13 protein-coding genes are annotated in these 21,001 nt (G+C 61.4%); 12 read left to right on the top strand and 1 reads right to left on the bottom strand.

What is annotated here, in order from left to right; all coding sequences use genetic code 11:
• Nucleotides 1-184 precede the first annotated feature (184 nt).
• The 10 genes from AC3ISR_RS15545 to AC3ISR_RS15500 all read left to right on the top strand — a co-directional run bounded on the left by AC3ISR_RS15545 (nucleotide 185) and on the right by AC3ISR_RS15500 (nucleotide 13,752).
• Nucleotides 185-1,183: an alpha/beta fold hydrolase gene (locus tag AC3ISR_RS15545; RefSeq protein ID WP_463984591.1), complete on the top strand. Its 999-nt coding sequence runs from the start codon at nucleotides 185-187 to the stop codon at nucleotides 1,181-1,183.
• A 294-nt stretch (nucleotides 1,184-1,477) separates the two neighbouring features.
• On the top strand, nucleotides 1,478-2,758 hold the full coding sequence (locus AC3ISR_RS15540) for an alkane 1-monooxygenase (protein ID WP_226457347.1): 1,281 nt from the start codon (nucleotides 1,478-1,480) through the stop codon (nucleotides 2,756-2,758).
• A gap of 136 nt (nucleotides 2,759-2,894) precedes the next feature.
• Nucleotides 2,895-3,389, top strand: coding sequence for an alkane oxidation protein activator PraA (gene praA / locus AC3ISR_RS15535; protein ID WP_192300863.1), 495 nt, complete (start codon nucleotides 2,895-2,897; stop codon nucleotides 3,387-3,389).
• Nucleotides 3,390-3,522: 133 nt separating this feature from the next.
• Complete coding sequence (praB, locus tag AC3ISR_RS15530; RefSeq protein ID WP_192300864.1) at nucleotides 3,523-4,026, top strand: alkane oxidation protein activator PraB; 504 nt, start codon at nucleotides 3,523-3,525, stop codon at nucleotides 4,024-4,026.
• A gap of 128 nt (nucleotides 4,027-4,154) precedes the next feature.
• The gene (locus tag AC3ISR_RS15525) at nucleotides 4,155-5,579 is read left to right on the top strand and encodes an outer membrane protein transport protein (RefSeq protein WP_305390966.1); all 1,425 of its coding nucleotides are present in this window, start codon (nucleotides 4,155-4,157) and stop codon (nucleotides 5,577-5,579) included.
• A gap of 292 nt (nucleotides 5,580-5,871) precedes the next feature.
• Nucleotides 5,872-8,397, top strand: a complete 2,526-nt coding sequence (locus tag AC3ISR_RS15520; protein ID WP_463984590.1) for an acyl-CoA dehydrogenase — start codon at nucleotides 5,872-5,874, stop codon at nucleotides 8,395-8,397.
• 87 nt (nucleotides 8,398-8,484) lie between these two features.
• Nucleotides 8,485-9,828, top strand: a complete 1,344-nt coding sequence (locus AC3ISR_RS15515; protein WP_489324359.1) for a 3-oxoacyl-ACP reductase — start codon at nucleotides 8,485-8,487, stop codon at nucleotides 9,826-9,828.
• A gap of 3 nt (nucleotides 9,829-9,831) precedes the next feature.
• A complete protein-coding gene (locus AC3ISR_RS15510) occupies nucleotides 9,832-10,722 on the top strand; it encodes a MaoC/PaaZ C-terminal domain-containing protein (protein WP_192300868.1) in 891 nt (296 codons plus the stop codon).
• Nucleotides 10,719-12,017, top strand: coding sequence for an acetyl-CoA C-acetyltransferase (locus AC3ISR_RS15505; RefSeq protein ID WP_192300869.1), 1,299 nt, complete (start codon nucleotides 10,719-10,721; stop codon nucleotides 12,015-12,017). The genes AC3ISR_RS15510 and AC3ISR_RS15505 overlap by 4 nt, the downstream gene beginning before the upstream one ends.
• Before the next feature lie 31 nt (nucleotides 12,018-12,048).
• Complete coding sequence (locus AC3ISR_RS15500) at nucleotides 12,049-13,752, top strand: AMP-binding protein (protein WP_489324358.1); 1,704 nt, start codon at nucleotides 12,049-12,051, stop codon at nucleotides 13,750-13,752.
• Nucleotides 13,753-16,139: 2,387 nt separating this feature from the next.
• Here the strand turns inward: AC3ISR_RS15500 and AC3ISR_RS15495 are convergent.
• On the bottom strand, nucleotides 16,140-17,255 hold the full coding sequence (locus tag AC3ISR_RS15495; RefSeq protein WP_463984696.1) for a Gfo/Idh/MocA family protein: 1,116 nt from the start codon (nucleotides 17,253-17,255) through the stop codon (nucleotides 16,140-16,142).
• Nucleotides 17,256-17,561: 306 nt separating this feature from the next.
• Here AC3ISR_RS15495 and AC3ISR_RS15490 point away from each other — a divergent pair, with 306 nt between their 5' ends.
• Nucleotides 17,562-18,599 (top strand): WD40/YVTN/BNR-like repeat-containing protein, encoded by a 1,038-nt coding sequence (locus AC3ISR_RS15490; protein WP_192300545.1) that lies wholly within the window; start codon nucleotides 17,562-17,564, stop codon nucleotides 18,597-18,599.
• 18 nt (nucleotides 18,600-18,617) lie between these two features.
• Nucleotides 18,618-20,993: an efflux RND transporter permease subunit gene (locus AC3ISR_RS15485; protein WP_226457355.1), complete on the top strand. Its 2,376-nt coding sequence runs from the start codon at nucleotides 18,618-18,620 to the stop codon at nucleotides 20,991-20,993.
• Nucleotides 20,994-21,001 lie beyond the last annotated feature (8 nt).

Here is a 21,001-nt window from a genome sequence, read left to right as displayed (position 1 = left end):
TTTAAAAAAGATTTTAAATAATCTACCTGAAAATATCGCCTACGCTACGACCTTGTTCCTCAGGTGCGATCTGTCCGACGGACGCGCACGTTATGTAGAGCGTCTAGGTCCAGGGTGGACGGTGGCTGAGGCCTTGACCAATCCCGGTCGGGTCGCCAGCAGCAGGGAAGCAGAGGACCGAGCTATGGCTGTCGAGTGGGTTGTCGCTGCGGCTGTGTTGGCAGGGGGGAGTGCGCTGTTATGGCGATTCAGTGCGCGGATGACGCGGCGCATTGAAGCGGCGGTGCCGATTGATGGGCGCTTCGTCGAGGTCGATGGCGAGCGCTTTCATTATGTGGAGGAGGGCAAGGGCCCGCCGCTGGTCATGATTCACGGGCTGATGGGCAGCAGTCGTAACCTGACGTATGCCTTGTCCGCCCCGTTGCGTGAGCAGTTCCGGGTGATCAGCGTTGATCGACCAGGATCGGGGTATTCCACGCGGCATGCGGGTACTGCGGCCGACCTGCCGGGCCAGGCGCGGCAAATCGCCGGGTTCATCAAGGCGCTGGGTCTTGAGCGACCATTGGTGCTGGGTCACTCCCTCGGCGGGGCGATTGCCCTGGCGTTGGCCCTCGATCATCCCCAGGCTGTGGGCGGGTTGGTACTGGTGGCGCCGTTGAGCCATCCGCAGCGGATGTTGCCGTTGGTATTTCTGTCGCTGGCCGTTCGCCCGGCGTGGCTGCGACGTTGGCTGTCACACACGTTGACCGTGCCCATCGGGCTGCTGACCCAAGGTTCAGTGGTCAAGGGCGTATTCGCGCCGGACCCCGCGCCCGAGGATTTTGCCACCCGTGGCGGCGGCATGCTCGGCATGCGTCCCGCCAACTTCTACGCCGCCTCCACCGAGATCAATCGCGTCAACGATCACCTGCCAGGCATGGTCAAGCGCTACCCGCAACTGCGCCTGCCCATCGGCCTGATCTATGGCGCACGGGATCAGGTGTTGGACTTTCGCAAACATGGCCAGGCCCTGGCCGACAAGGTGCCGGGGCTGAAGCTGCAGTTGGTGGAAGGGCGCGGCCATATGCTGCCGATCACCGCCGTCGCGCGTGTGGTCGAGGTGGTGCAGCAGGTCGCCAAACGCACCCGAGCGCCGCAAAACGCCACGGTTTTGCACCCGCCATTTGCCATGGCGAACAAATAAACGTGGCCCTCGTTGCGGGGTGGATCGGCGCAAATGCTTGCTCTAGAGACCTGACCAAACAGCTGAAAAACAGACTGTCCGGTCACGTAAAAAAGCCCTCGAAAAAGTAGTTGACGACCTATCGATTCCGCGTTATTTATTTAAAAAAATATTTCAATTTATATTTTGAAATGATTTTTGAAATGCCTAAGAGCGAATAAAAATGAAAAAAACGCCTTTTATCGCATGGTCAATTTCCTGGAGCATTCCACGCTCCACGAACCTGTTTCGGGTCTCCCTGTCGCGGAGGCTGCCATGAACCAGACCCTCGCAGCGCCAAGTGTATGGACTGACGGCAAGCGCCACCTGTGGTGGTTGGGCATCATGCCGCTGGCCACGCCGCTGTTGTCCGGCGCGCTTGCCATCAGTACGGGCATCCAGCAATTGTGGTGGGTCGGTGTACTGGTGATCTTCGGCCTGATCCCACTGATCGACGGCCTGCTCGGCGAAGACGTCAGCAACCCGCCTGAATCCGCCGTCAGCCAGCTTGAATCCCAACGCTACTACCGCTGGATCGTCTACACCGGCGTGCTGTTCGTGATCTCATCGGTGGTGATCACCGGCTGGCTGGCCGCCGGCGGCATCGACTGGATCATCGGCGGCGGCCTGTTGCACGCCGTCGCCGATCTCGACCCCGCCAGCTGGCCGGCCCGCGCCGCCGCCTACATCACCGCGCGTACGCAGTTGCATGGCGAGCTGAGCTGGTTCACCTACCTGGGCATGGCCATGTCGACCGGCGCCGCCACCGGCATCGCCATCAACACTGCCCACGAACTGGGGCACAAACCCAATGCGCTGGAAGTGTTTCTCGCCAAGGTCACCCTGGCGCCGACCTTCTACGGGCACTTCTACACCGAACACAACCGTGGCCATCACGTGCGCGTCGCCACCCCGGAAGACCCGGCCAGTTCACGCCTGGGGGAAAGCTTCTGGGCCTTCCTGCCGCGCTCGGTGTGGTTCAGCGCCCGTTCGGCCTGGAACCTCGAGCGCGAACGCCTGCGCAAACTCGGCCTGCCGGCCTGGCACTGGCGCAACGGTGTGCTCAGCGCCTGGATGTACAGCGTGGTGTTGTGGGGCGCGATGATTGCCTGGTTGGGGGCAGCGGTGATTCCGTTCCTGCTGATCCAGGGCATCTACGGGTTCTCGCTGCTTGAAGTGGTCAACTATGTCGAACATTACGGCCTCAAGCGTCAGAAGTTGCCCAATGGTCGTTATGAACGTTGTTCGCCACGCCACTCCTGGAACAGTAATCGGATTGTCACCAATATCTTCCTGTTTCAACTGCAACGGCACTCCGACCACCATGCCAACCCCACTCGTAGTTATCAGTCGTTGCGCCACTTTGATGAATCACCGCAACTTCCTTATGGCTACGCGAGCATGATTGTATGGGCCTATGTTCCCTACTTGTGGCGACGCCGCATGGATCATCGGGTACTCAATCACTATGCCGGGGATATAACCCTGACCAATCTTCAGCCGTCGCAACGCTTGAAGTATCTGGAGAAGTACAGCGGCAGTGCCAAGCCGTTCTGATGTGAACTTATAGATCAACAGTGGACTCGGGATCTGTGTATCGCGCAGGTTTTTATTGCCCGAATTACGCTGAACGTTAGTTGCAAGAAGTTTGTTTGACCCGAACAACAATAATTTCAAGGGAAGGACGTACACCATGCACACACCTGCCAGGTTCACCAGCCACCTCGTATTGGCCGCACTTGGGTTGATTGCCTATCAACAGGCCCAGGCCGCGCGCATCGAGCCCGCCGGCAGCGCCTTTACGGCCCAGGGCCCGATCAGCTTTTCCAAGGGCGCGCTGATCAGCGCCGACTGCACCATCAAGGTCGCCGGCAAAGTTGCGGCCGACGGCACTTCGGTGAATGTCGATAAAGTCGAGTTCGACGGCGGCCTCAAGTGCAGCCGCGTCGAAGCCATCAACTTGCCGTGGGTCTTGATCGCCAAAGACACCAAGAGTGGTTCCATGTCGAAGATCAGCGTGGATGTGCACGCCTTTGGCCTGGGCGGCAAGTGCGGGCCATCAACGGCCGATGGCACGTGGGATAACGCCACCGGCAAGTTGGAAGCGAGCAATGTACCGATTGGCGAAGACTGCAAGATCAAAACGGTATCGATCAAGATGCCGCCAAACTTCAAGGTTGTTGAATAAGCATCAGATGTTGTTGTGGTAATCGAATTGAGATTTGGCTGGAAAGGGAAGTTCTGCAGTTTCACCGTGACCTCTCGTTCATGGCCATTACCCCCTGGCGAAATGAATTCGCCATAACATGTGAGGAAAAACAATGAAAAGTTTGAAAACCCTCGTATCGTTGTCTGCTTTGGCTGTTTGCATGGGTGCTGCGTCGATGGCCAATGCCAGCACCATTACCCCTAACCCAACAGCGTTCACCACGCCAGGCGGTACGATTGCCGTGAGTTCGCCAGCGTCTCTTGGCATCCCTGTGAACTGCGGCATTGTTTTCACCGGCTCAGTTGCCGCTGGGGGGGCTTCAGCGTCGATCACCGGCGCCACTGTTACCGGCGGCGGCTTGTGTGGCGTTCCGGTTCTGCTGGGCCTGCCTTGGACACTGACGCCTGGCGCCGGTACGTCGGGCGTGTACACCGGCACGGTGTCTGGCGTTAACTTCAAGATCGTAAATGATTGCGCCACTGCCCCTGCCACGATCGATGTGAAGTTCGATAACGCGACCCATGCCCTGACCATCGGTACTGCGCAAACAGTCGGCAAGTGCAAGATCACCGCGCTCAATGTCACACCGTCTCCGCAGTTCACGCTTAACCCTTAATGCAACTGGCTGATTTGACGTGGTGATCACACGTTGAAAAAAAGCAGGTGTCTTGCAAAAGGCACCTGCTGCTTCAGGCCATATCGGCGCAACCGATCATGGTTGAAAACAATAATAAGGAGTGGAGCATGAACAATAAGAAACAGCAGGCGCACGCATTCCTCGGTCTTGCGTTGTTGGGGGGCTTGATTGCGACTGCCGGCTCGGCACAGGCCGGTGGCTTCTCTACTCCGACCTTCGGGGCAGAAGGTTGGGGTCGGGCTTTTGGTGGTGGTTCGATGTTTAAGAATGACCCGTCATCGGCCTTTAACAACCCTGCCGCCATGGCGTTTATTGATCACAACATTGCGCAGTTCAATGTTGACTACGCACGCATCAATATCAAATACAAAGGCACGGCCAAGGACTATGCCGGCAACCCTACGTCATCCACGACCCTTGACCCCGATACCTTTGAGCCCGTTTCAGTGCCGCGCACCGGTGATGGTGGCCAAGGCGGTTTTACGGCCTGGCTGCCGACTGGGTTCATGGTCATGCCTATCGGTGATCGTTTCGCCTTTGGCCTGAGCCAAGTCGTGCCCATGGGCGCGCGTACCACCTGGGACAATGACTGGAAGGGCCGGGATTTCGCGGTTGACACACGGATCGAAACCGTTGGGTTGACCGGATCGCTGTCGTTCAAGGTCAATGATCAATTCTCTATCGGCGCTGGTGCAATTGTTCAGCACACCAAAGGTTTCGTCAGCCAGAACGTTGACTTGTATGCGGCGGCGGCGCTTGCGCCGAATTCGATTCCATTTCCGGCGGGCATTGGCTATTCGCTGATGCGCGTCAAAGTCGACAACACCTCGGTGGGTTGGTTTGCCGGTCTGGCCTGGAAACCAACACTGCAGGACACTGTCGGTTTGAACTACCACGCCAAGATCAAGAACAAGCTTGAGGGCAAATACAATATCTACGCCGATGAAGGGTCGACGGGGCTGATCGAGGGTGGGTTGCCGGGTCTTTTGTACCCTGGCCTGAACCTGCAAATGAACGGTAAAGCCTCGACGCAGTTGGATGTGCCTGCCAACGCTTCCATCGACTGGGTACACAGTTTCACCGGCAGCCTGGACCGCCTGACCCTCGGCGCCAGTGTCACTTGGACCCAATGGTCATCGTTCAAAAACCTGACGTTGAAGTCTGAAGGTTCGACCATCGTCGCCATCCCTTACAACTACAAGGATGCCTGGATGGTCTCCCTCGGTGGCGACTACAAACTCACCGACGACTTCACCTTGCGCGCCGGTGTGGCGACTGACCAGACACCGACCCGCAACTCCACCCGCGACCCGCGTATCCCGGACGGCGACCGGATCTTCACCTCCCTGGGCTTTGGCTACAAAGTCCGCGCCATCCCCGGCCTGGGCATCGACGGTTCCTACTCCCACCAGTTCGTGGAAAAGGCCAAGTTGAAAACCCACAACCAGGATCGTCTTGGCGGTGCATCGCTGGACGGTAAAGCCGACGCCTACGGCGATGTCGTCAGCCTGGGGGTGACCTACGAGTTCTGATCCCGCGTAACGTCCCGCAATACCGGTATGAGTGGGCAGTCAGCGCATCTTTCTGTCGTATTCCATGCCGGTCATGCATCGACGGGTCGCACGCGACCCGTTCCGATTTCCCACTCAATCAACGTATCTGGCTGACCCTGTTCAGTCGGTGATTTTTTCGCCCAAGCATTAAATAAAAATTTCAAAACAAAATTTGAATTTGTCTTTCCAAGTTTGTAGTGTGGCTTTACGCCGCAGGTCTGTAGGACCTGTCGCGTCACAGCCGTACCCTGAATCGAGTAGAGGTATCCCTATGGTTATCTGGTTATTGATGGGTTTCGCAGCCGCGATTGCTTTGGCGTATCGACAAGCTGCCGCCACCCTGTGGCTGGGCGTCGGCCTGATCTGGCTGGCAGTGGGCTACCTGTTCAACGTAGTGGCTGCTGTTGGCGTGACGGTCGCAGCGCTGCTGGTGCTGGCACCGGCTGCGCTGCTGAGCATCAAACCCTTGCGCCGCGTGTTGTTGACCAACAAGGCCCTCGGCCTGTTTCGTACAATCATGCCGGCAATGTCCGACACCGAGCGCGCGGCCATCGAGTCTGGCACGGTGTGGTGGGACGCCGAGTTGTTCAGCGGCAAGCCCGACTGGCAACGTCTGTTGCACGCCGCGCCAGCGCGCCTCAGCGCAGAAGAACAAGCCTTCCTCGACAACGAGGTGGAAACCCTCTGCGACATCGCCAATGACTGGGAAACCACCCAGGTCTGGCAGGACATGTCCCCCGAGGGCTGGCAGTACACCAAGGACGCCGGTTTCCTCGGCATGATCATCCCCAAGCAGTACGGCGGCAAAGGCTTCTCCCATTACGCGCATTCGCAGGTGGTGATGAAGCTGTCGACTCGCTGCTCGGCGGCGGCGATTTCGGTGATGGTGCCCAACTCCCTGGGCCCGGCCGAGCTGCTGCTGCATTACGGCACCGATGCCCAGCGCAACTACTACCTGCCGCGCCTGGCGCGGGGCGAAGACATCCCGTGTTTTGCCCTGACCAGCCCCTACGCGGGCTCCGATGCCGGGGCGATTCCGGATCTCGGCATCGTCTGCAAAGGCAGGCATGAGGGCCAGGAAGTCCTGGGTTTTCGCGTGACCTGGGACAAGCGCTACATCACCCTGGGCCCCATCGCTACCGTGCTCGGCCTGGCGTTCCGCGCCGAAGACCCGGACGGTTTGCTCGGCGCCGCCGGCTCCCTGGGCATCACATGTGCGTTGATTCCGACGTCCCATCCCGGCGTCAACAGCGGTCGGCGCCACTGGCCGCTGAACGCGGTATTCCAGAACGGCCCGACCACCGGCAAAGACGTCTTTATCCCACTGGAATGGGTAATCGGCGGCCGCGAGCAGATCGGCAATGGCTGGCGCATGTTGATGGAATGCCTGGCAGCAGGGCGCGCCATTTCCCTGCCGTCGGCCAACGTCGGCCTGGGCAAGGTGGCGGTGCGCGGCACCACGGCGTACGCGGCGATGCGCAAACAGTTCGGCCTGCCCATCGGTAAGTTCGAAGGCGTGCAGGCACCGTTGGCGCGCATGGCCGGGCACCTGTATGCCTGCGATGCGGTGCGCAAAGTGTCGGTGGCGTCCCTCGATGCGGGGGAGAAGCCCTCGGTGATCTCGGCCATCGCCAAGTACCACGTGACAGAGCGTGCGCGGATTATCGTCAACGACGGCATGGACATCGTCGCCGGCAAGGGTATCTGCATGGGGCCGAACAACTTCCTCGCCCGTGCCTACCAGCAAAGCCCGATTGCCATCACGGTAGAAGGCGCGAACATCATGACCCGCTGCCTGATCATCTATGGCCAGGGCCTGATCCGTTGCCATCCCTATGTGTTCCGCGAGATGGAAGCGGCGCGCAACCCCGACCGGCGCAAAGCCCTGGAAGAGTTCGACAGCGCAATGTTCGGCCATGTGAGCTTTGTGTTGGCCAACACCGTACGCGCGGCGGTGCATTCCCTGACGGGTGGGCGGCTACTCTCCGCACCAGCCAAGACCGACCCGGCGCTGGCGTCCTACTACCGCCAGGCCAATCGGCTGTCGGTGGTACTGGCGTTGGTCTCGGACATTTCCATGGGGGTGCTGGGCGGTGCGCTCAAGCGCAAGGAAAGTATCACCGGGCGCCTGGGGGATATTCTGTCGCAGCTGTACATTTTGTCCTGCGTGCTCAAGCGCTTCGAGGACGACGGTCGACCGCAGGCGGACCTGCCCCTGGTGCACTGGTCGGCCCAGGATGCCTTGCTGCGAGCGCATGAAGCGTTGGCCGAAGTGCTCGCCAACTATCCGTCGCAAGCGGCTGCGGCGGTGCTGCGCGGCTTGAGTTTTCCGTTCGGGATTCCATCGCGCAAACCGTCGGATCGCCTGCTGGCCCAAGTGGCCGAGGTGGTGCAGACCCCCGGCGAAACCCGCGACCGTCTGCTGGCCAATTCCTACATCCCACGGCCGGAAATCGACAAGTTGGCGTATGGCGAACTGGGGTTCCGTTTATTGCCACAGGTGGAGTTGATCGACGCACGGCTCAAACCTGCGATCAAACAAGGCCTGATCGAACCCCTGCCGATTTCCGCCACGGCCTTCACCGCCTGGCGCGTCAAGGCGCGGGCGCTGGATTTGATCAGCGACGACGAAGACAGCTTGCTGGCGCGGTATGTGGAATACGCCGACCACGCGATCCAGGTCGACGACTTCCCGCAGGACTTCGGGCTGCTGGAAGCGTTGCAGCAGCGCAAGCAAGCGCTGGAACCAGCGACCAAGCGCCGTAGCAGCCAAGGCGAAAACGCCTCGGTGAATTAGCTGCAACGCGGCCAATGTGGGAGTCGGGCTTGCCGGCGCCCACAGGGGCCGGGTTTACAGGTCAAGACACTGTGAGTGGATCTTTCTATGAGTGACAGCTACTTATCTTTTGTTAACTCCCCCTGGGGCCGTCGCCTGGCCCAGGCCGTCGGCTTGCCGCAGCCCTTGGCGCTGCAACGCCACCGCAGCGGCCAACCAGGCTTGGTCAACCCGGTGATCGTCGCCGGGGCAGGGCGCCTGACCGCACACGTGCAACAGCTGTTCAGCGCCACCGACACGGTCACCGCCACCGCGGCGACCCTCACGGCGCCGTCCACCAGCAAGGTGCAGGGTGCGGTGTTTGATGCCAGCGACATCAGCGGCCTGCAACAACTCGATGAGCTCTATGTGTTTTTCCACGCCAACGCCAAGCGTCTCGGCCAGCACGGCCGTGTGGTGGTGCTCGGCACCGCGCCGGAACACTGTGCGGACTTGCCCCAGGCCATCGCCCAGCGTGCGCTGGAAGGTCTGGTGCGGTCGCTGGCCAAGGAACTGCGCCGCGCGATCACCGTGCAATTGCTCTATGTTGCGCCGGGCGCCGAAGACGCGCTGGACAGCAGCCTGCGCTTCTTCCTGTCGCGCCGTTCGGCCTACGTCTCGGGGCAAGTGGTACGCCTGGAACCGCCGGTCGATGGCCACGTTGCCGTCAACTGGGACCAACCCTTCACCGGCCGTCGCGCACTGGTCACCGGCGCGTCCCGTGGCATCGGCCTGGCGATTGCCCAGGTGCTGGCCCGCGACGGTGCGCACGTGGTGTGTGTGGATGTGCCCCAGGCCCAGGAATCCCTGCAACAGGCGGCCGACAGCGTAGGCGGTTCAGCGTTGCCGTTGGACATCACCAGCGCCGACGCGGCCACCTTGTTGCACGCCCATGTCAGCCAATACGGCGCCTTTGACGTGGTGGTGCACAACGCCGGGATCACTCGCGACAAAACCATCGCCAAAATGACCGAAGCCGCCTGGCGCAGGGTGCTGGCGGTCAACCTGGAAGCGCCGTTGCACCTGAGCAATGCGCTGCTGGACAACCAGGGCGTCAATCCTGGTGGGCGCATCGTGTGTGTGTCGTCGATCTCCGGCATCGCCGGCAACCTCGGGCAGAGCAACTACGCCACCTCCAAGGCCGGGGTGATCGGCCTGGTGCAGGGCCTCGCGCCGCAGGCGGCGGCGCGCCAGGTCACGGTGAATGCGGTGGCACCGGGGTTTATCGAAACCCAGATGACCGCGAAGATCCCGCTGATGATCCGCGAGGCGGGGCGACGCATGAATTCGTTGTCCCAGGGCGGCCAGCCGATAGATGTGGCCGAGACGATTGCCTGGCTGGCGCATCCGGCGTCCGGCGCGGTCAACGGCCAAGTCGTACGGGTGTGCGGGCAAAGCCTGCTGGGAGCTTGAGCCATGGACTACGTGACACAGATTATCGATCCACCGCCGTCGCGCAGCCAACTGCTGATGGATGGCCTGCGCGGCCTGCGTAAACCCAAACTCGATGGGCCGCCCGCGCTGCCCGTGGAACGTCTGGTGCGCTCGGCGGTGGCGTTGTCGGCTGCCGAGATTGGCGCCTATGGGCGTGCCTGCGGTTTTCGCCATGAGCAGGGCGTGCCGCTGTCGTTTCCCCATGTGTTGGCGTTCCCGCTGCACTTGATGCTGCTGACGCGGCCAAGTTTTCCGTACCCGGCCAGCGGCATGGTGCACCTGGCCAATCGCATCCGTCAGCACCGGCGCCTGCACGAGGGCCAGGCCTTGCGCCTGGAAGTGTTCTGCGCGCGCTGGGTCGCGCATCCCAAGGGCCAGGCGCTGAGCATCGCCACCCGTGCCTACAGTGAAGGCAGCCTGGTGTGGGAAAGCGACAGCCTGTACCTGCGCCGAGAGGTAAAAAATCCGGTCGGTGAGCCGTGGAATGATGGTTTGCCGTTGCAGGAAGAAGGCCTGCTGCGCACCCAGCGCTGGGTATTGCCCGCCGACCTTGGCCGGCGTTTTGCCAGGGTGTCGGGGGATTTCAATCCGATCCACACCTCGGTGATCGGCGCGAAGCTCTTTGGCTTTCGGCGCGCCATTGCCCACGGCATGTGGACCCTCGGCCGTGCACTTGCAGCCCAGCAACCGCCCGGCGGGCTGGACCAGGCCGAGGCCCATTGCGACTTCAAGCTGCCGATTTTCCTGCCTGGCCAGGTCGCCCTGTGGAACCACCCCGCAAGCGGCCCGCGCCGTGAGTTTGAGGTGCGCAATTTTGCCGGTGATAAACCGCACATGCGCGGGCTCTTTGTCTGGAATGAGAACCGTCGATGACTGACTACAGCTTCAACCCGGCTCCGACTCGCCGCGTGGCGATTATCGGCGGCAACCGTATCCCGTTTGCTCGCTCCAACACCGTGTATGCCCACGACAGCAACCAAGACCTGCTGGTGGCGGCGCTGCAAGGTCTGGTCGACCGCTATAACCTGCACGGCCAGCGTCTTGGCGAGTTTGCCGCCGGGGCCGTGATCAAGCATTCGCGGGATTTCAACCTGGCGCGTGAGTCGCTGCTGTCCACCACCTTGTCCCCGGACACACCGGCCTACGACGTGCAACAAGCCTGCGGCACTGGCCTGGAAGCGGCGCTGCTGGTGGCGAATAAAATCGCCCTCGGCCAGATCGAAGTGGGTATCGCAGGCGGCGCGGACACCACCTCCGATGCGCCCATCGGCATCAACGAAGCCCTGCGCCACACCTTGCTCGCGGCCAATCGCGCCAAAGGCCTGGGCGACAAGGTGAAGAGCTTGCTCAAGGTGCGCCCATCGATGTTTTTCAAACCATTGCTGCCGCGCAATGGCGAGCCGCGTACCGGGCTGTCCATGGGCGAGCACTGCGAGGAAATGGCCAAGCGCTGGCAGATCAAGCGCCTGGCCCAGGATGAGCTGACGCTGACCAGCCATCAACGCCTCGACGCCGCCTACCGGCGGGGCTTTTTCGATGACCTGATCAGCCCCCATCGTGGCCTGGCGCGGGACAACAACCTGCGTGCCGACACCAGCCTGGAGAAACTCGCCAGCCTGGGCCCGGCCTACGACCGCCAGAACGGTACGCTCACGGCGGGTAACTCCACGCCGTTGACCGATGGCGCCTCGGTGGTGCTGCTGGCCAGCGAGCAATGGGCTGCCGCCAATGGCTGGCCGGTGCTGGCGTATCTACGCACCGGCGAAACAGCGGCGGTGAATTTTGTCGACGGCACCGAGGGCCTGCTGATGGCCCCGGCCTACGCCGTACCACGCATGCTCCAACGCGAGGGCCTGAGCTTCAAGGACTTCGATTTCTTTGAAATCCACGAAGCCTTCGCCGCCCAGGTGCTGTGCACGCTCAAGGCCTGGGAAGACGCCGACTACTGCCGCGAACGCCTGGGCCTGGACGCGCCGCTGGGCGCCATCGACCGCGCCAAAATGAACGTCAACGGCGGCTCGCTGGGCTGTGGCCATCCGTTTGCCGCTACCGGCGGCCGGCAACTGGCGACGCTGGCCAAGACCATCCATGCGAACGGCGGCGGGCGCGGCCTGATTTCCATCTGCGCTGCGGGCGGGCTGGGCATTACCGCCATCGTCGAAAAGTAGCTCTATCAAAAACAACAACAAGGAGACTGCCATGAGCACTGTAAGCCTGGAACACACCGAACGGATCTGGCTGAACGCGTACCTGCCTGGCGTGCCGGCGGACATCGATGCCGGGATCGAGGATTACCCGTCGCTGCGCGAAGTGTTCCTGGAGCACCTGGAAAAATTCCGCGAGCGTGTGGCCTATGTGAGCATCGGCACCGAAATGACCTACGCCGACTGGCACATCCAGGGCATCGCGTTCGCCGCCTGGCTGCAAGGGCAGGGCGTGCAGAAAGGCGACCGCGTGGCGCTGATGATGCCCAACTGCTTGCAGTACCCGATCTGCCTGTTGGGTACGATTTTGGCTGGTGCGGTGGTGGTCAACGTCAACCCGCTGTACACCGCCCATGAACTCAAGCATCTGCTCAAGGACAGCGGTGCCGAGACGGTGGTGATCTTCGAGAACTTCGCCCACACCCTGGAAAAGGCCGTGGCTGGCAGCAGCGTCAAGCGCGTGGTGGTGGCAGCCATCGGTGACTTGCTCGGCACCTTCAAGGGGGCAGCGATGAACTTCATCCTGCGTCACGTGCAAAAGCAGGTGCCGCGCTTCAATCTGCCGGGTGCGTTGCGCTTCAACCGGGTGCTCACGCAAGGGCGCGCGCTCAATCACTTCCCGGTGCCCATGGGCCTCGACGACCTGGCCTTCCTGCAATACACCGGCGGTACCACCGGCGATGCCAAGGGCGTGATGCTCAGCCACCGCAATATCATCGCCAACCTGCTGCAAGCCAAGGCCTGGGTCGGTGACCAACTGGACCAGGACAAACAGGAAACCAACGTCACCTTGCTGCCGCTGTATCACATCTTTTCGCTGACGGTGAATTGCCTGATGTTCATGTGCCTGGGCGGGCGCAACATCCTGATCGCCAACCCGCGTGATGTGAAGCGGGTGCAGATGATCCTGCGCAAGGAGCGCTTCAACGGCATTGCCGGGGTCAACACCTTGTTTAACGGTTTGCTGGAGAACAAGGAGTTCTGCGCGCGGGATTTTTCCGATTTGCGCATGGTGATTGCGGGTGGCATGGCCACTCACACCGCAGTGGCCAAGCGCTGGAAGGAGGTCACCGGGCTGCCGATTATCGAAGGCTACGGCCTGACCGAATGCTCGCCGGTGGTGAGTATCAGCCCGATCAACATTGCGCGCATGCGCGAGATGGACTTTACCGGCAGCATCGGCGTGCCGTTGCCGTCGACCTGGGTGCGCTTTATCCGCGAAGACGGTGAACTGGCCGACATCGGCGAGCAAGGCGAACTGCAAGTGCGTGGCCCGCAGGTGATGCAGGGCTACTGGAAACGCCCGAAAGAGACGGCCGAGGTGCTGGATGCCGAGGGGTGGTTGTCGACCGGAGATATTGGCGTGATGGACGAGCGCGGTTACATCCGCTTGGTGGACCGCAAGAAGGACATGATCCTGGTTTCGGGTTTCAACGTATATCCCAACGAGATCGAAGACGTGGTGGCGCTGCACCCGGGCGTCGCCGAAGTGGCAGCCGTGGGCGTCGAGGATGCGGTGACCGGGGAGAAGGTCAAGATCATCGTGGTGCGCAAGGACCCGAACCTGACGCAGGAACAGATTCTCGCCCATTGCCGGGAATACCTGACGGGGTACAAGGTGCCCAGGTACGTAGAGTTTCGGACCACCGAACTGCCCAAGACCACAGTCGGCAAGGTGCTGCGCAGGGCGTTACGCTGATAAACAGGCGGGGGACTCGATGATTGAGGCCAGCACCTCTACCAACAGTGCCGCCGCCTTCGCAGCCTCGCCAAAGCTCGACAGCTCCCACAGGGGATTGGCGGTGCCCGGGCGATCTCCAGCCGAACACTGACATCCCAGCAACACAGCTCAAATGTGGGAGCGGGCTTGCCCGCGAAAGCGGTGGTTCAGCCAACACCTCTACCAACAGTACCGCCGCCTTCGCAACCTCGCTAAAGCTCGACAGCTCCCACAGGGGATTGGCGGTGTGAGAGGGATCTCCAGCCGAACACTGACATCCCAGCAACACAGCTCAAATGTGGGAGCGGGCTTGCCCGCGAAAGCGGTGGGTCAGCCAACACCTCTACCAACAGTACCACCGCCTTCGCAGCCTCGCTAAAGCTCGACAGCTCCCACAGGGGATTGGCGGTGTGAGAGGGATCTCCAGCCGAGCGCTGACATCCCAGCAACACAGCTCAAATGTGGGAGCGGGCTTGCCCGCGAAAGCGATGGTTAAGCCAACACCTCTACCAACAGTACCGCCGCCTTCGCAGCCTCGCTAAAGCTCGGCAGCTCCCACAGGGGATTGGCGGTGTGAGAGGGATCTCCAGCCGAGCGCTGACATCCCAGCTACACAGCTCAAATGTGGGAGCGGGCTTGCCCGCGAAAGCGGTGGTTCAGCCAACATCTCCACCAGCAGTACCACCGCCTTCGCAGCCTCGCTAAAGCTCGACAGCTCCCACAGGGGATTGGCGGTGTGAGAGGGATCTCCAGCCGAACACTGACATCCCAGCAACACAGCTCAAATGTGGGAGCGGGCTTGCCCGCGAAAGCGGTGGTTCAGCCAACACCTCTACCAACAGTACCGCCGCCTTCGCAGCCTCGCTAAAGCTCGACAGCTCCCACAGGGGATTGGCAGTGCCTGGGGGATCTCCAGCCGAACACTGACATCCCAGCAACACAGCTCAAATGTGGGAGCGGGCTTGCCCGCGAAAGCGGTGGTTAAGCCAACACCTCTACCAAAAGTACCGCCGCCTTCGCAGCCTCGCTAGGGCTCGACAGCTCCCACAGGGGATTGGCGGTGTGAGAGGGATCTCCAGCCGAACACTGACATCCCAGCAACACAGCTCAAATGTGGGAGCGGGCTTGCCCGCGAAAGCGGTGGTTCAGCCAACACCTCTACCAACAGTACCGCCGCCTTCGCAGCCTCGCTAAAGCTCGACAGCTCCCACAGGGGATTGGCGGTGTGAGAGGGATCTCCAGCCGAACACTGACATCCCAGCAACACAGCTCAAATGTGGGAGCGGGCTTGCCCGCGAAAGCGGTGGTTAAGCCAACATCTCCACCAGCAGTGCCACCGCCTTCGCAGCCTCGCTAGGGCTCGACAGCTCCCACAGGGGATTGGCGGTGTGAGAGGGATCTCCAGCCGAACACTGACATCCCAGCAACACAGCTCAAATGTGGGAGCGGGCTTGCCCGCGAAAGCGGTGGTTCAGCCAACACCTCTACCAACAGTACCGCCGCCTTCGCAGCCTCGCTAAAGCTCGACAGCTCCCACAGGGGATTGGCGGTGCCCGGGGGATCTCCAGCCGAACACTGACATCCCAGCAACCCCAATCAAATGTGGGAGCGGGCTTGCCCGCGAAAGCGGTGGTTCAGCCAACATCTCCACCAGCAGTGCCACCGCCTTCGCAGCCTCGCTAGGGCTCGACAGCTCCCACAGGGGATTGGCGGTGTGAGAGGGATCTCCAGCCGAACACTGACATCCCAGCAACACAGCTCAAATGTGGGAGCGGGCTTGCCCGCGAAAGCGGTGGTTCAGCCAACATCTCCACCAGCAGTGCCACCGCCTTCGCAGCCTCGCTAAAGCTCGACAGCTCCCACAGGGGATTGGCAGTGCCCGGGGGATCTCCAGCCGAACACTGACATCCCAGCAACACCCATCACCTGTGGGAGCGGGCTTGCCCGCGAAAGCGGTGGTTCAGCCAACACCTCTACCAACAGTACCGCCGCCTTCGCAGCCTCGCTAAAGCTCGGCAGCTCCCACAGGGGATTGGCGGTGTGAGAGGGATCTCCAGCCGAGCGCTGACATCCCAGCAACACAGCTCAAATGTGGGAGCGGGCTTGCCCGCGAAAGCGGTGGTTCAGCCAACATCTCTACCAACAGTGCCGCCGCCTTCGCAGCCTCGCTAAAGCTCGACAGCTCCCACAGGGGATTGGCAGTGCCCGGGGGATCTCCAGCCGAACACCGACATCCCAGCAACACCCATCACCTGTGGGAGCGGGCTTGCCCGCGAAAGCGGTGTGTCAGTCAGCTCATTCATTGGCTGACCCACCGCGTTCGCGAGCAAGCCCGTCCCCACATAAATCCACTGCAATGTTGAGGACTAGACGCTGCTCACTTTGACCCAGCGTTCTTCGCTGGCGGCCACGCGAATGGCTGTTGCCAGTTGCTCCACCGCCCATGCCGCCTCGAAATCAGTGCCATCCGCACCTAGACCGGCCACGGCCATGATCAACTCCTGCACCTCCAGCGTTTTCAATTCGTTGTAACCCAACTGATGCCCCGCCGCCGGGCTGAATGCCGCGTAGCCGGGCAGGGCTGGCCCCGCGAGCAGGCGCTGGAAGCCGTCCTGGCCGACACGGCACAGACGCAGTTCATTCAGGCGCTCCTGGTCGAAGGCCAGCGTGCCTTTCGTCCCGCTGATCTCGAAGCTCAGGTGGTTCTTGTAGCCATGCTTGAGCCAACTGCTGCTCACCGTGCCGCGCGCGCCGTTGGCGAAGCGCAGCAGGGCATGCACCTGGTCGTCGACGGCGATGGTTTTCAGTTCGCTGCTGCCTTTGACCGCCGGTCGCTCGGTGTGCACGGTGTGGGTGTCGGCGCAGACGCTGGCCACGTCGCCCACCAAAAAGCGCGCCATCGACAGCAAATGGCTGCCCAGGTCGGCCAGGGCGCCGCCGGCATGTCCGACTTCGCAGCGCCATGACCAAGGCGAGGTCGGGTCGGCCATGAAGTCTTCGCTGAACTCACCCTGGAAGCTGATGATGTCGCCCAAATCGCCATTGGCAATCATCTGCCTGGCCAGCGTGATCATCGGGTTGTGCTGGTAGTTATAGCCGACCCGCGTCACCACCCCGGCGGTGCTGGCGGCGCGGCGCATGGCGTCGGCTTGCTCCAGGCTGACGGCCAGGGGTTTTTCGCAGTAAACCGCTTTGCCGGCGGCGATGGCGGCCATGGCCATGGGGTAGTGCAGGTGGTTGGGTGTGGTGATGGCCACGACGTCGACGTTGGGGTCATTGATCAACGCCTGCCAGTCACCGTGGGCCTGGGCGAATCCCCAGGCGTTGGCGCAGCGTTGGGCGCGCTCGGTGTCGGCGTCGGCCAGGGCGGCCAGTTTGAGAGTGACCGGCAGTTCGAATACCGCGCGGGCGTTGTTGAACGCCAAGGCATGGGCGCGGCCCATGAAGCCTGTGCCGATCAAGCCGATTCCGAGTTCACGCATAGCCGTGGTCCTTTGAATTATTGTTTTCAGAGGCGCTATTAATGGAATAAAAATTCCTTAAGTTCAATAGATGGAATAAAAATTCATTGCGTGTCGACAATCACTCCGGCGAATGCAGCTATATTCAGCGCGTGGCCAAATGCCGCCAGTTAACAAAACATAACGTAGCGCCGATTGTCAGACGATTCGAAAGCCCGATAGGATGGCCCCTGCTTCCTCCAGGCGCTCTAGATTGCAGGTTTCAAGGCCCCGGAAGGCAGGCGATAACAATAATAAATGGGAGAAAGGTCTATGAGTGAGCCTGTCATGGGTTGGGTTGTTTGCCGCCCACATGCCGCACGCAGGGTTGCGTTGCTGGCCACAGCGCTCTCGCTGTTTGGGGCCGTCGCGTTGCCGACGGCCGTCCAGGCCGCCAGCGATACCCCCGCCGCAGCGGTGTTTGCGATTGAATCCCCCAAGGCCGCCAAAGGCCTGATGATCGACGTGGTCCACGCCGGCAAGCGCCTGGTGGCGGTCGGTGATCGCGGGCACATTCTCTATTCCGACGACCAGGGCGCCACGTGGGCCCAGGCCAAGGTCCCCACCCGGCAATTGCTCACGGCGGTGTATTTCGTCGATGACAAACAAGGTTGGGCGGTGGGCCATGATGCACAGATCCTCGCCACCGCCGACGGGGGCGCCACCTGGACCCAGCAATTTCAAGACCTCAAGCGCGAAGCCCCCTTGCTCGACGTGTGGTTCAACGACGCCAACCACGGCCTGGCCGTTGGCGCCTACGGCGCGCTGATCGAAACCACCGACGGCGGCAAGACCTGGAACGACGTCAGCGAGCGTCTCGACAACGAAGACCAGTTCCACCTCAACGCCATCGCCCATATCAAGGATGCCGGCCTGTTTATCGTCGGCGAGCAGGGCAGCATGTTCCGCTCCAGCGACGACGGCCAGACCTGGGAAAAGCTCCAAGGCCCCTACGAGGGCTCGTTGTTTGGCGTGATCGGCACCGCCCAACCACAGACCTTGCTGGCCTTTGGCTTGCGCGGCAACCTGTACCGCTCCACGGATTTCGGCAGCACCTGGGAGCAGGTCGAACTGAATGCCGCACGGGGCGCGCTGGAGTTCGGCTTGTCCGGCGCGACCTTGCTGGACGACGGCGCCATCGTGGTGGTCGGCAATGGTGGCAGCGTGGTCGTCAGCCATGACGACGGGCTGACCTTCAGCGTCTTCAATCGCCCGGACCGGATTTCCCTCTCCTCGGTGACGGCGGCAGGCAATGGCAATTTGATCCTCGCGGGGCAGGGTGGCGTGCGTGTCGCCACCGTTGCCGGCGCAGAGCTCTCAAAATAATAAGAAGGCGGGGATTCAATGAGCAGTCATCACAACGATAAAGCGACCTTTCTTGAGCGTCTGATCTTCAACAACCGCCCGGCAGTCATCGTGATCTGCCTGCTGGTGAGTGTTTTCCTGTTCTGGCAGGCGACGTTGATTCGCCCGTCCACCAGCTTTGAAAAAATGATCCCCCTCAAGCACCCCTTCATCGAGAAGATGATGGAGCACCGTAACGACCTGGCGAACCTGGGCAACACGGTGCGGATTTCGGTGGAGGCCAAGGACGGCGACATTTTCACCAAGGAGTACATGGAGACCCTGCGGCAGATCAACGACGAGGTGTTCTACATCTCCGGCGTCGACCGTTCGGGCCTCAAGTCGCTGTGGAGCCCCAGCGTGCGCTGGACCGAAGTGACCGAAGAAGGCTTTGCCGGCGGTGAAGTGATCCCGCAAAGCTACAACGGCTCGGCGGAAAGTCTCGATCAACTGCGCAACAACGTGCTCAAGTCCGGCCAGGTCGGGCGGTTGGTGTCCAACGATTTCAAATCGAGCATCGTCGACATCCCGCTGCTGGAGTCCTACCCGGACCCGCAGGACCAGGGCAAGTTGCTGGCCCTGGACTACCGCAAGTTCTCCCATGAACTTGAAGACAAGATCCGTGACAAGTTCGAAGCGCAGAACCCCAACGTCAAGATCCACATCGTCGGCTTCGCCAAGAAGGTCGGCGACCTGATCGACGGCCTGGTGATGGTGGTGATGTTCTTCGGCATCGCGTTTGTCATCACCCTGATCCTGCTGTTGTGGTTCACCAACTGCCTGCGCAGCACCATCGCCGTGTTGAGCACCACGCTGGTGGCGGTGATCTGGCAATTGGGGCTGATGCACTTTTTCGGCTTCGGGCTGGACCCGTATTCGATGCTGGTGCCGTTCCTGATTTTCGCCATCGGTATTTCCCACGGCGTGCAGAAGATCAACGGCATCGCCCTGCAATCCAGCGAGGCCGACAACGCGCTGACGGCCGCGCGGCGCACGTTCCGCCAACTGTTCCTGCCGGGGATGATTGCGATCCTGGCGGATGCGGTGGGTTTCATTACGTTGTTGATCATCGACATCGGCGTGATCCGTGAGCTGGCCATCGGTGCCTCCATCGGCGTGGCGGTGATTGTGTTCACCAACCTGATCCTGCTGCCGGTGGCGATTTCCTACGTCGGCATCAGCAAGCGCGCCATCGCCAAGAGCAAGAAAGACGCGAACCGCGAGCATTCGTTCTGGCGCCTGCTGTCGAACTTTGCCAGCCCGAAAGTCGCGCCGATCTCCATCGCCCTGGCCCTGGTGGCCTTTGGCGGCGGCCTCTGGTACAGCCAGAACCTGAAGATCGGCGACCTCGATCAGGGCGCGCCGGAACTGCGTCCGGACTCGCGCTACAACAAAGACAACAACTTCATCATCAGCAACTACTCCACCAGCTCCGACGTGTTGGTGGTGATGGTCAAGACCAACGCCGAAGGCTGCTCGCGCTACGAAGCCATGGCGCCCATCGACCAGTTGATGTGGAAGATGCAGAACACCGAGGGCGTGCAGTCGGCGATCTCGCTGGTGACCGTGTCCAAGCAGATGATCAAGGGCATGAACGAGGGCAACCTGAAGTGGGAAACCCTGTCGCGTAACCCGGATGTGTTGAACAACTCCATCGCCCGGGCCGATGGCCTGTACAACAACAACTGCTCCCTGGCGCCGGTGCTGGTGTTCCTCAATGACCACAAGGCCGAGACCCTCGACCGGGCGGTGCATGCGGTGCAGGAGTTTGCCAAGGAGAACAACAGGGACGGCCTGGAATTCATCCTCGCCGCCGGTAACGCCGGGATCGAAGCGGCCACCAACGAGGTGATCAAGGAATCCGAGCTGACCATCCTGATCCTGGTGTACCTGTGCGTCGCGACCATGTGCATGATCACCTTCCGCTCGTGGGCGGCGACCCTGTGCATCGTGCTGCCGCTGGTGCTGACCTCGGTGCTGGGTAACGCGCTGATGGCGTTCATGGGTATTGGCGTCAAGGTCGCCACCTTGCCGGTGGTGGCGCTGGGCGTAGGGATCGGCGTGGACTACGGCATCTACATCTACAGTCGCCTGGAAAGCTTCCTGCGTGCGGGCCTGCCGTTGCAAGAGGCGTACTACCAGACGCTCAAGTCCACCGGTAAAGCCGTGCTGTTCACCGGCCTGTGCCTGGCGATCGGCGTGTGCACCTGGATCTTCTCAGCGATCAAGTTCCAGGCCGACATGGGCCTGATGCTGACCTTCATGTTGCTGTGGAACATGTTCGGTGCGCTGTGGCTGCTGCCGGCACTGGCGCGATTCCTGATCAAACCCGAGAAATTGGCGGGGCAGAAGGGCAACTCACTCTTCGCCCATTGATCGATTAG

Source organism: Pseudomonas sp. GL_117 (assembly GCF_057835125.1).
This window is presented reverse-complemented; position numbering and strand designations above follow the sequence as displayed.

Bases quoted from the DNA above. Each gene is read 5' to 3' on its own strand.
- AC3ISR_RS15485 (WP_226457355.1), top strand. From the start codon at position 18,618: ATGAGCAGTCATCACAACGATAAAGCGACCTTTCTTGAGCGTCTGATC.
- AC3ISR_RS15495 (WP_463984696.1), bottom strand. From the start codon at position 17,255: ATGCGTGAACTCGGAATCGGCTTGATCGGCACAGGCTTCATGGGCCGC.
- AC3ISR_RS15520 (WP_463984590.1), top strand. From the start codon at position 5,872: ATGGTTATCTGGTTATTGATGGGTTTCGCAGCCGCGATTGCTTTGGCG.
- AC3ISR_RS15545 (WP_463984591.1), top strand. From the start codon at position 185: ATGGCTGTCGAGTGGGTTGTCGCTGCGGCTGTGTTGGCAGGGGGGAGT.
- AC3ISR_RS15490 (WP_192300545.1), top strand. From the start codon at position 17,562: ATGGGTTGGGTTGTTTGCCGCCCACATGCCGCACGCAGGGTTGCGTTG.
- praA (WP_192300863.1), top strand. From the start codon at position 2,895: ATGCACACACCTGCCAGGTTCACCAGCCACCTCGTATTGGCCGCACTT.
- AC3ISR_RS15510 (WP_192300868.1), top strand. From the start codon at position 9,832: ATGGACTACGTGACACAGATTATCGATCCACCGCCGTCGCGCAGCCAA.
- AC3ISR_RS15525 (WP_305390966.1), top strand. From the start codon at position 4,155: ATGAACAATAAGAAACAGCAGGCGCACGCATTCCTCGGTCTTGCGTTG.
- praB (WP_192300864.1), top strand. From the start codon at position 3,523: ATGAAAAGTTTGAAAACCCTCGTATCGTTGTCTGCTTTGGCTGTTTGC.
- AC3ISR_RS15540 (WP_226457347.1), top strand. From the start codon at position 1,478: ATGAACCAGACCCTCGCAGCGCCAAGTGTATGGACTGACGGCAAGCGC.
- AC3ISR_RS15500 (WP_489324358.1), top strand. From the start codon at position 12,049: ATGAGCACTGTAAGCCTGGAACACACCGAACGGATCTGGCTGAACGCG.
- AC3ISR_RS15515 (WP_489324359.1), top strand. From the start codon at position 8,485: ATGAGTGACAGCTACTTATCTTTTGTTAACTCCCCCTGGGGCCGTCGC.
- AC3ISR_RS15505 (WP_192300869.1), top strand. From the start codon at position 10,719: ATGACTGACTACAGCTTCAACCCGGCTCCGACTCGCCGCGTGGCGATT.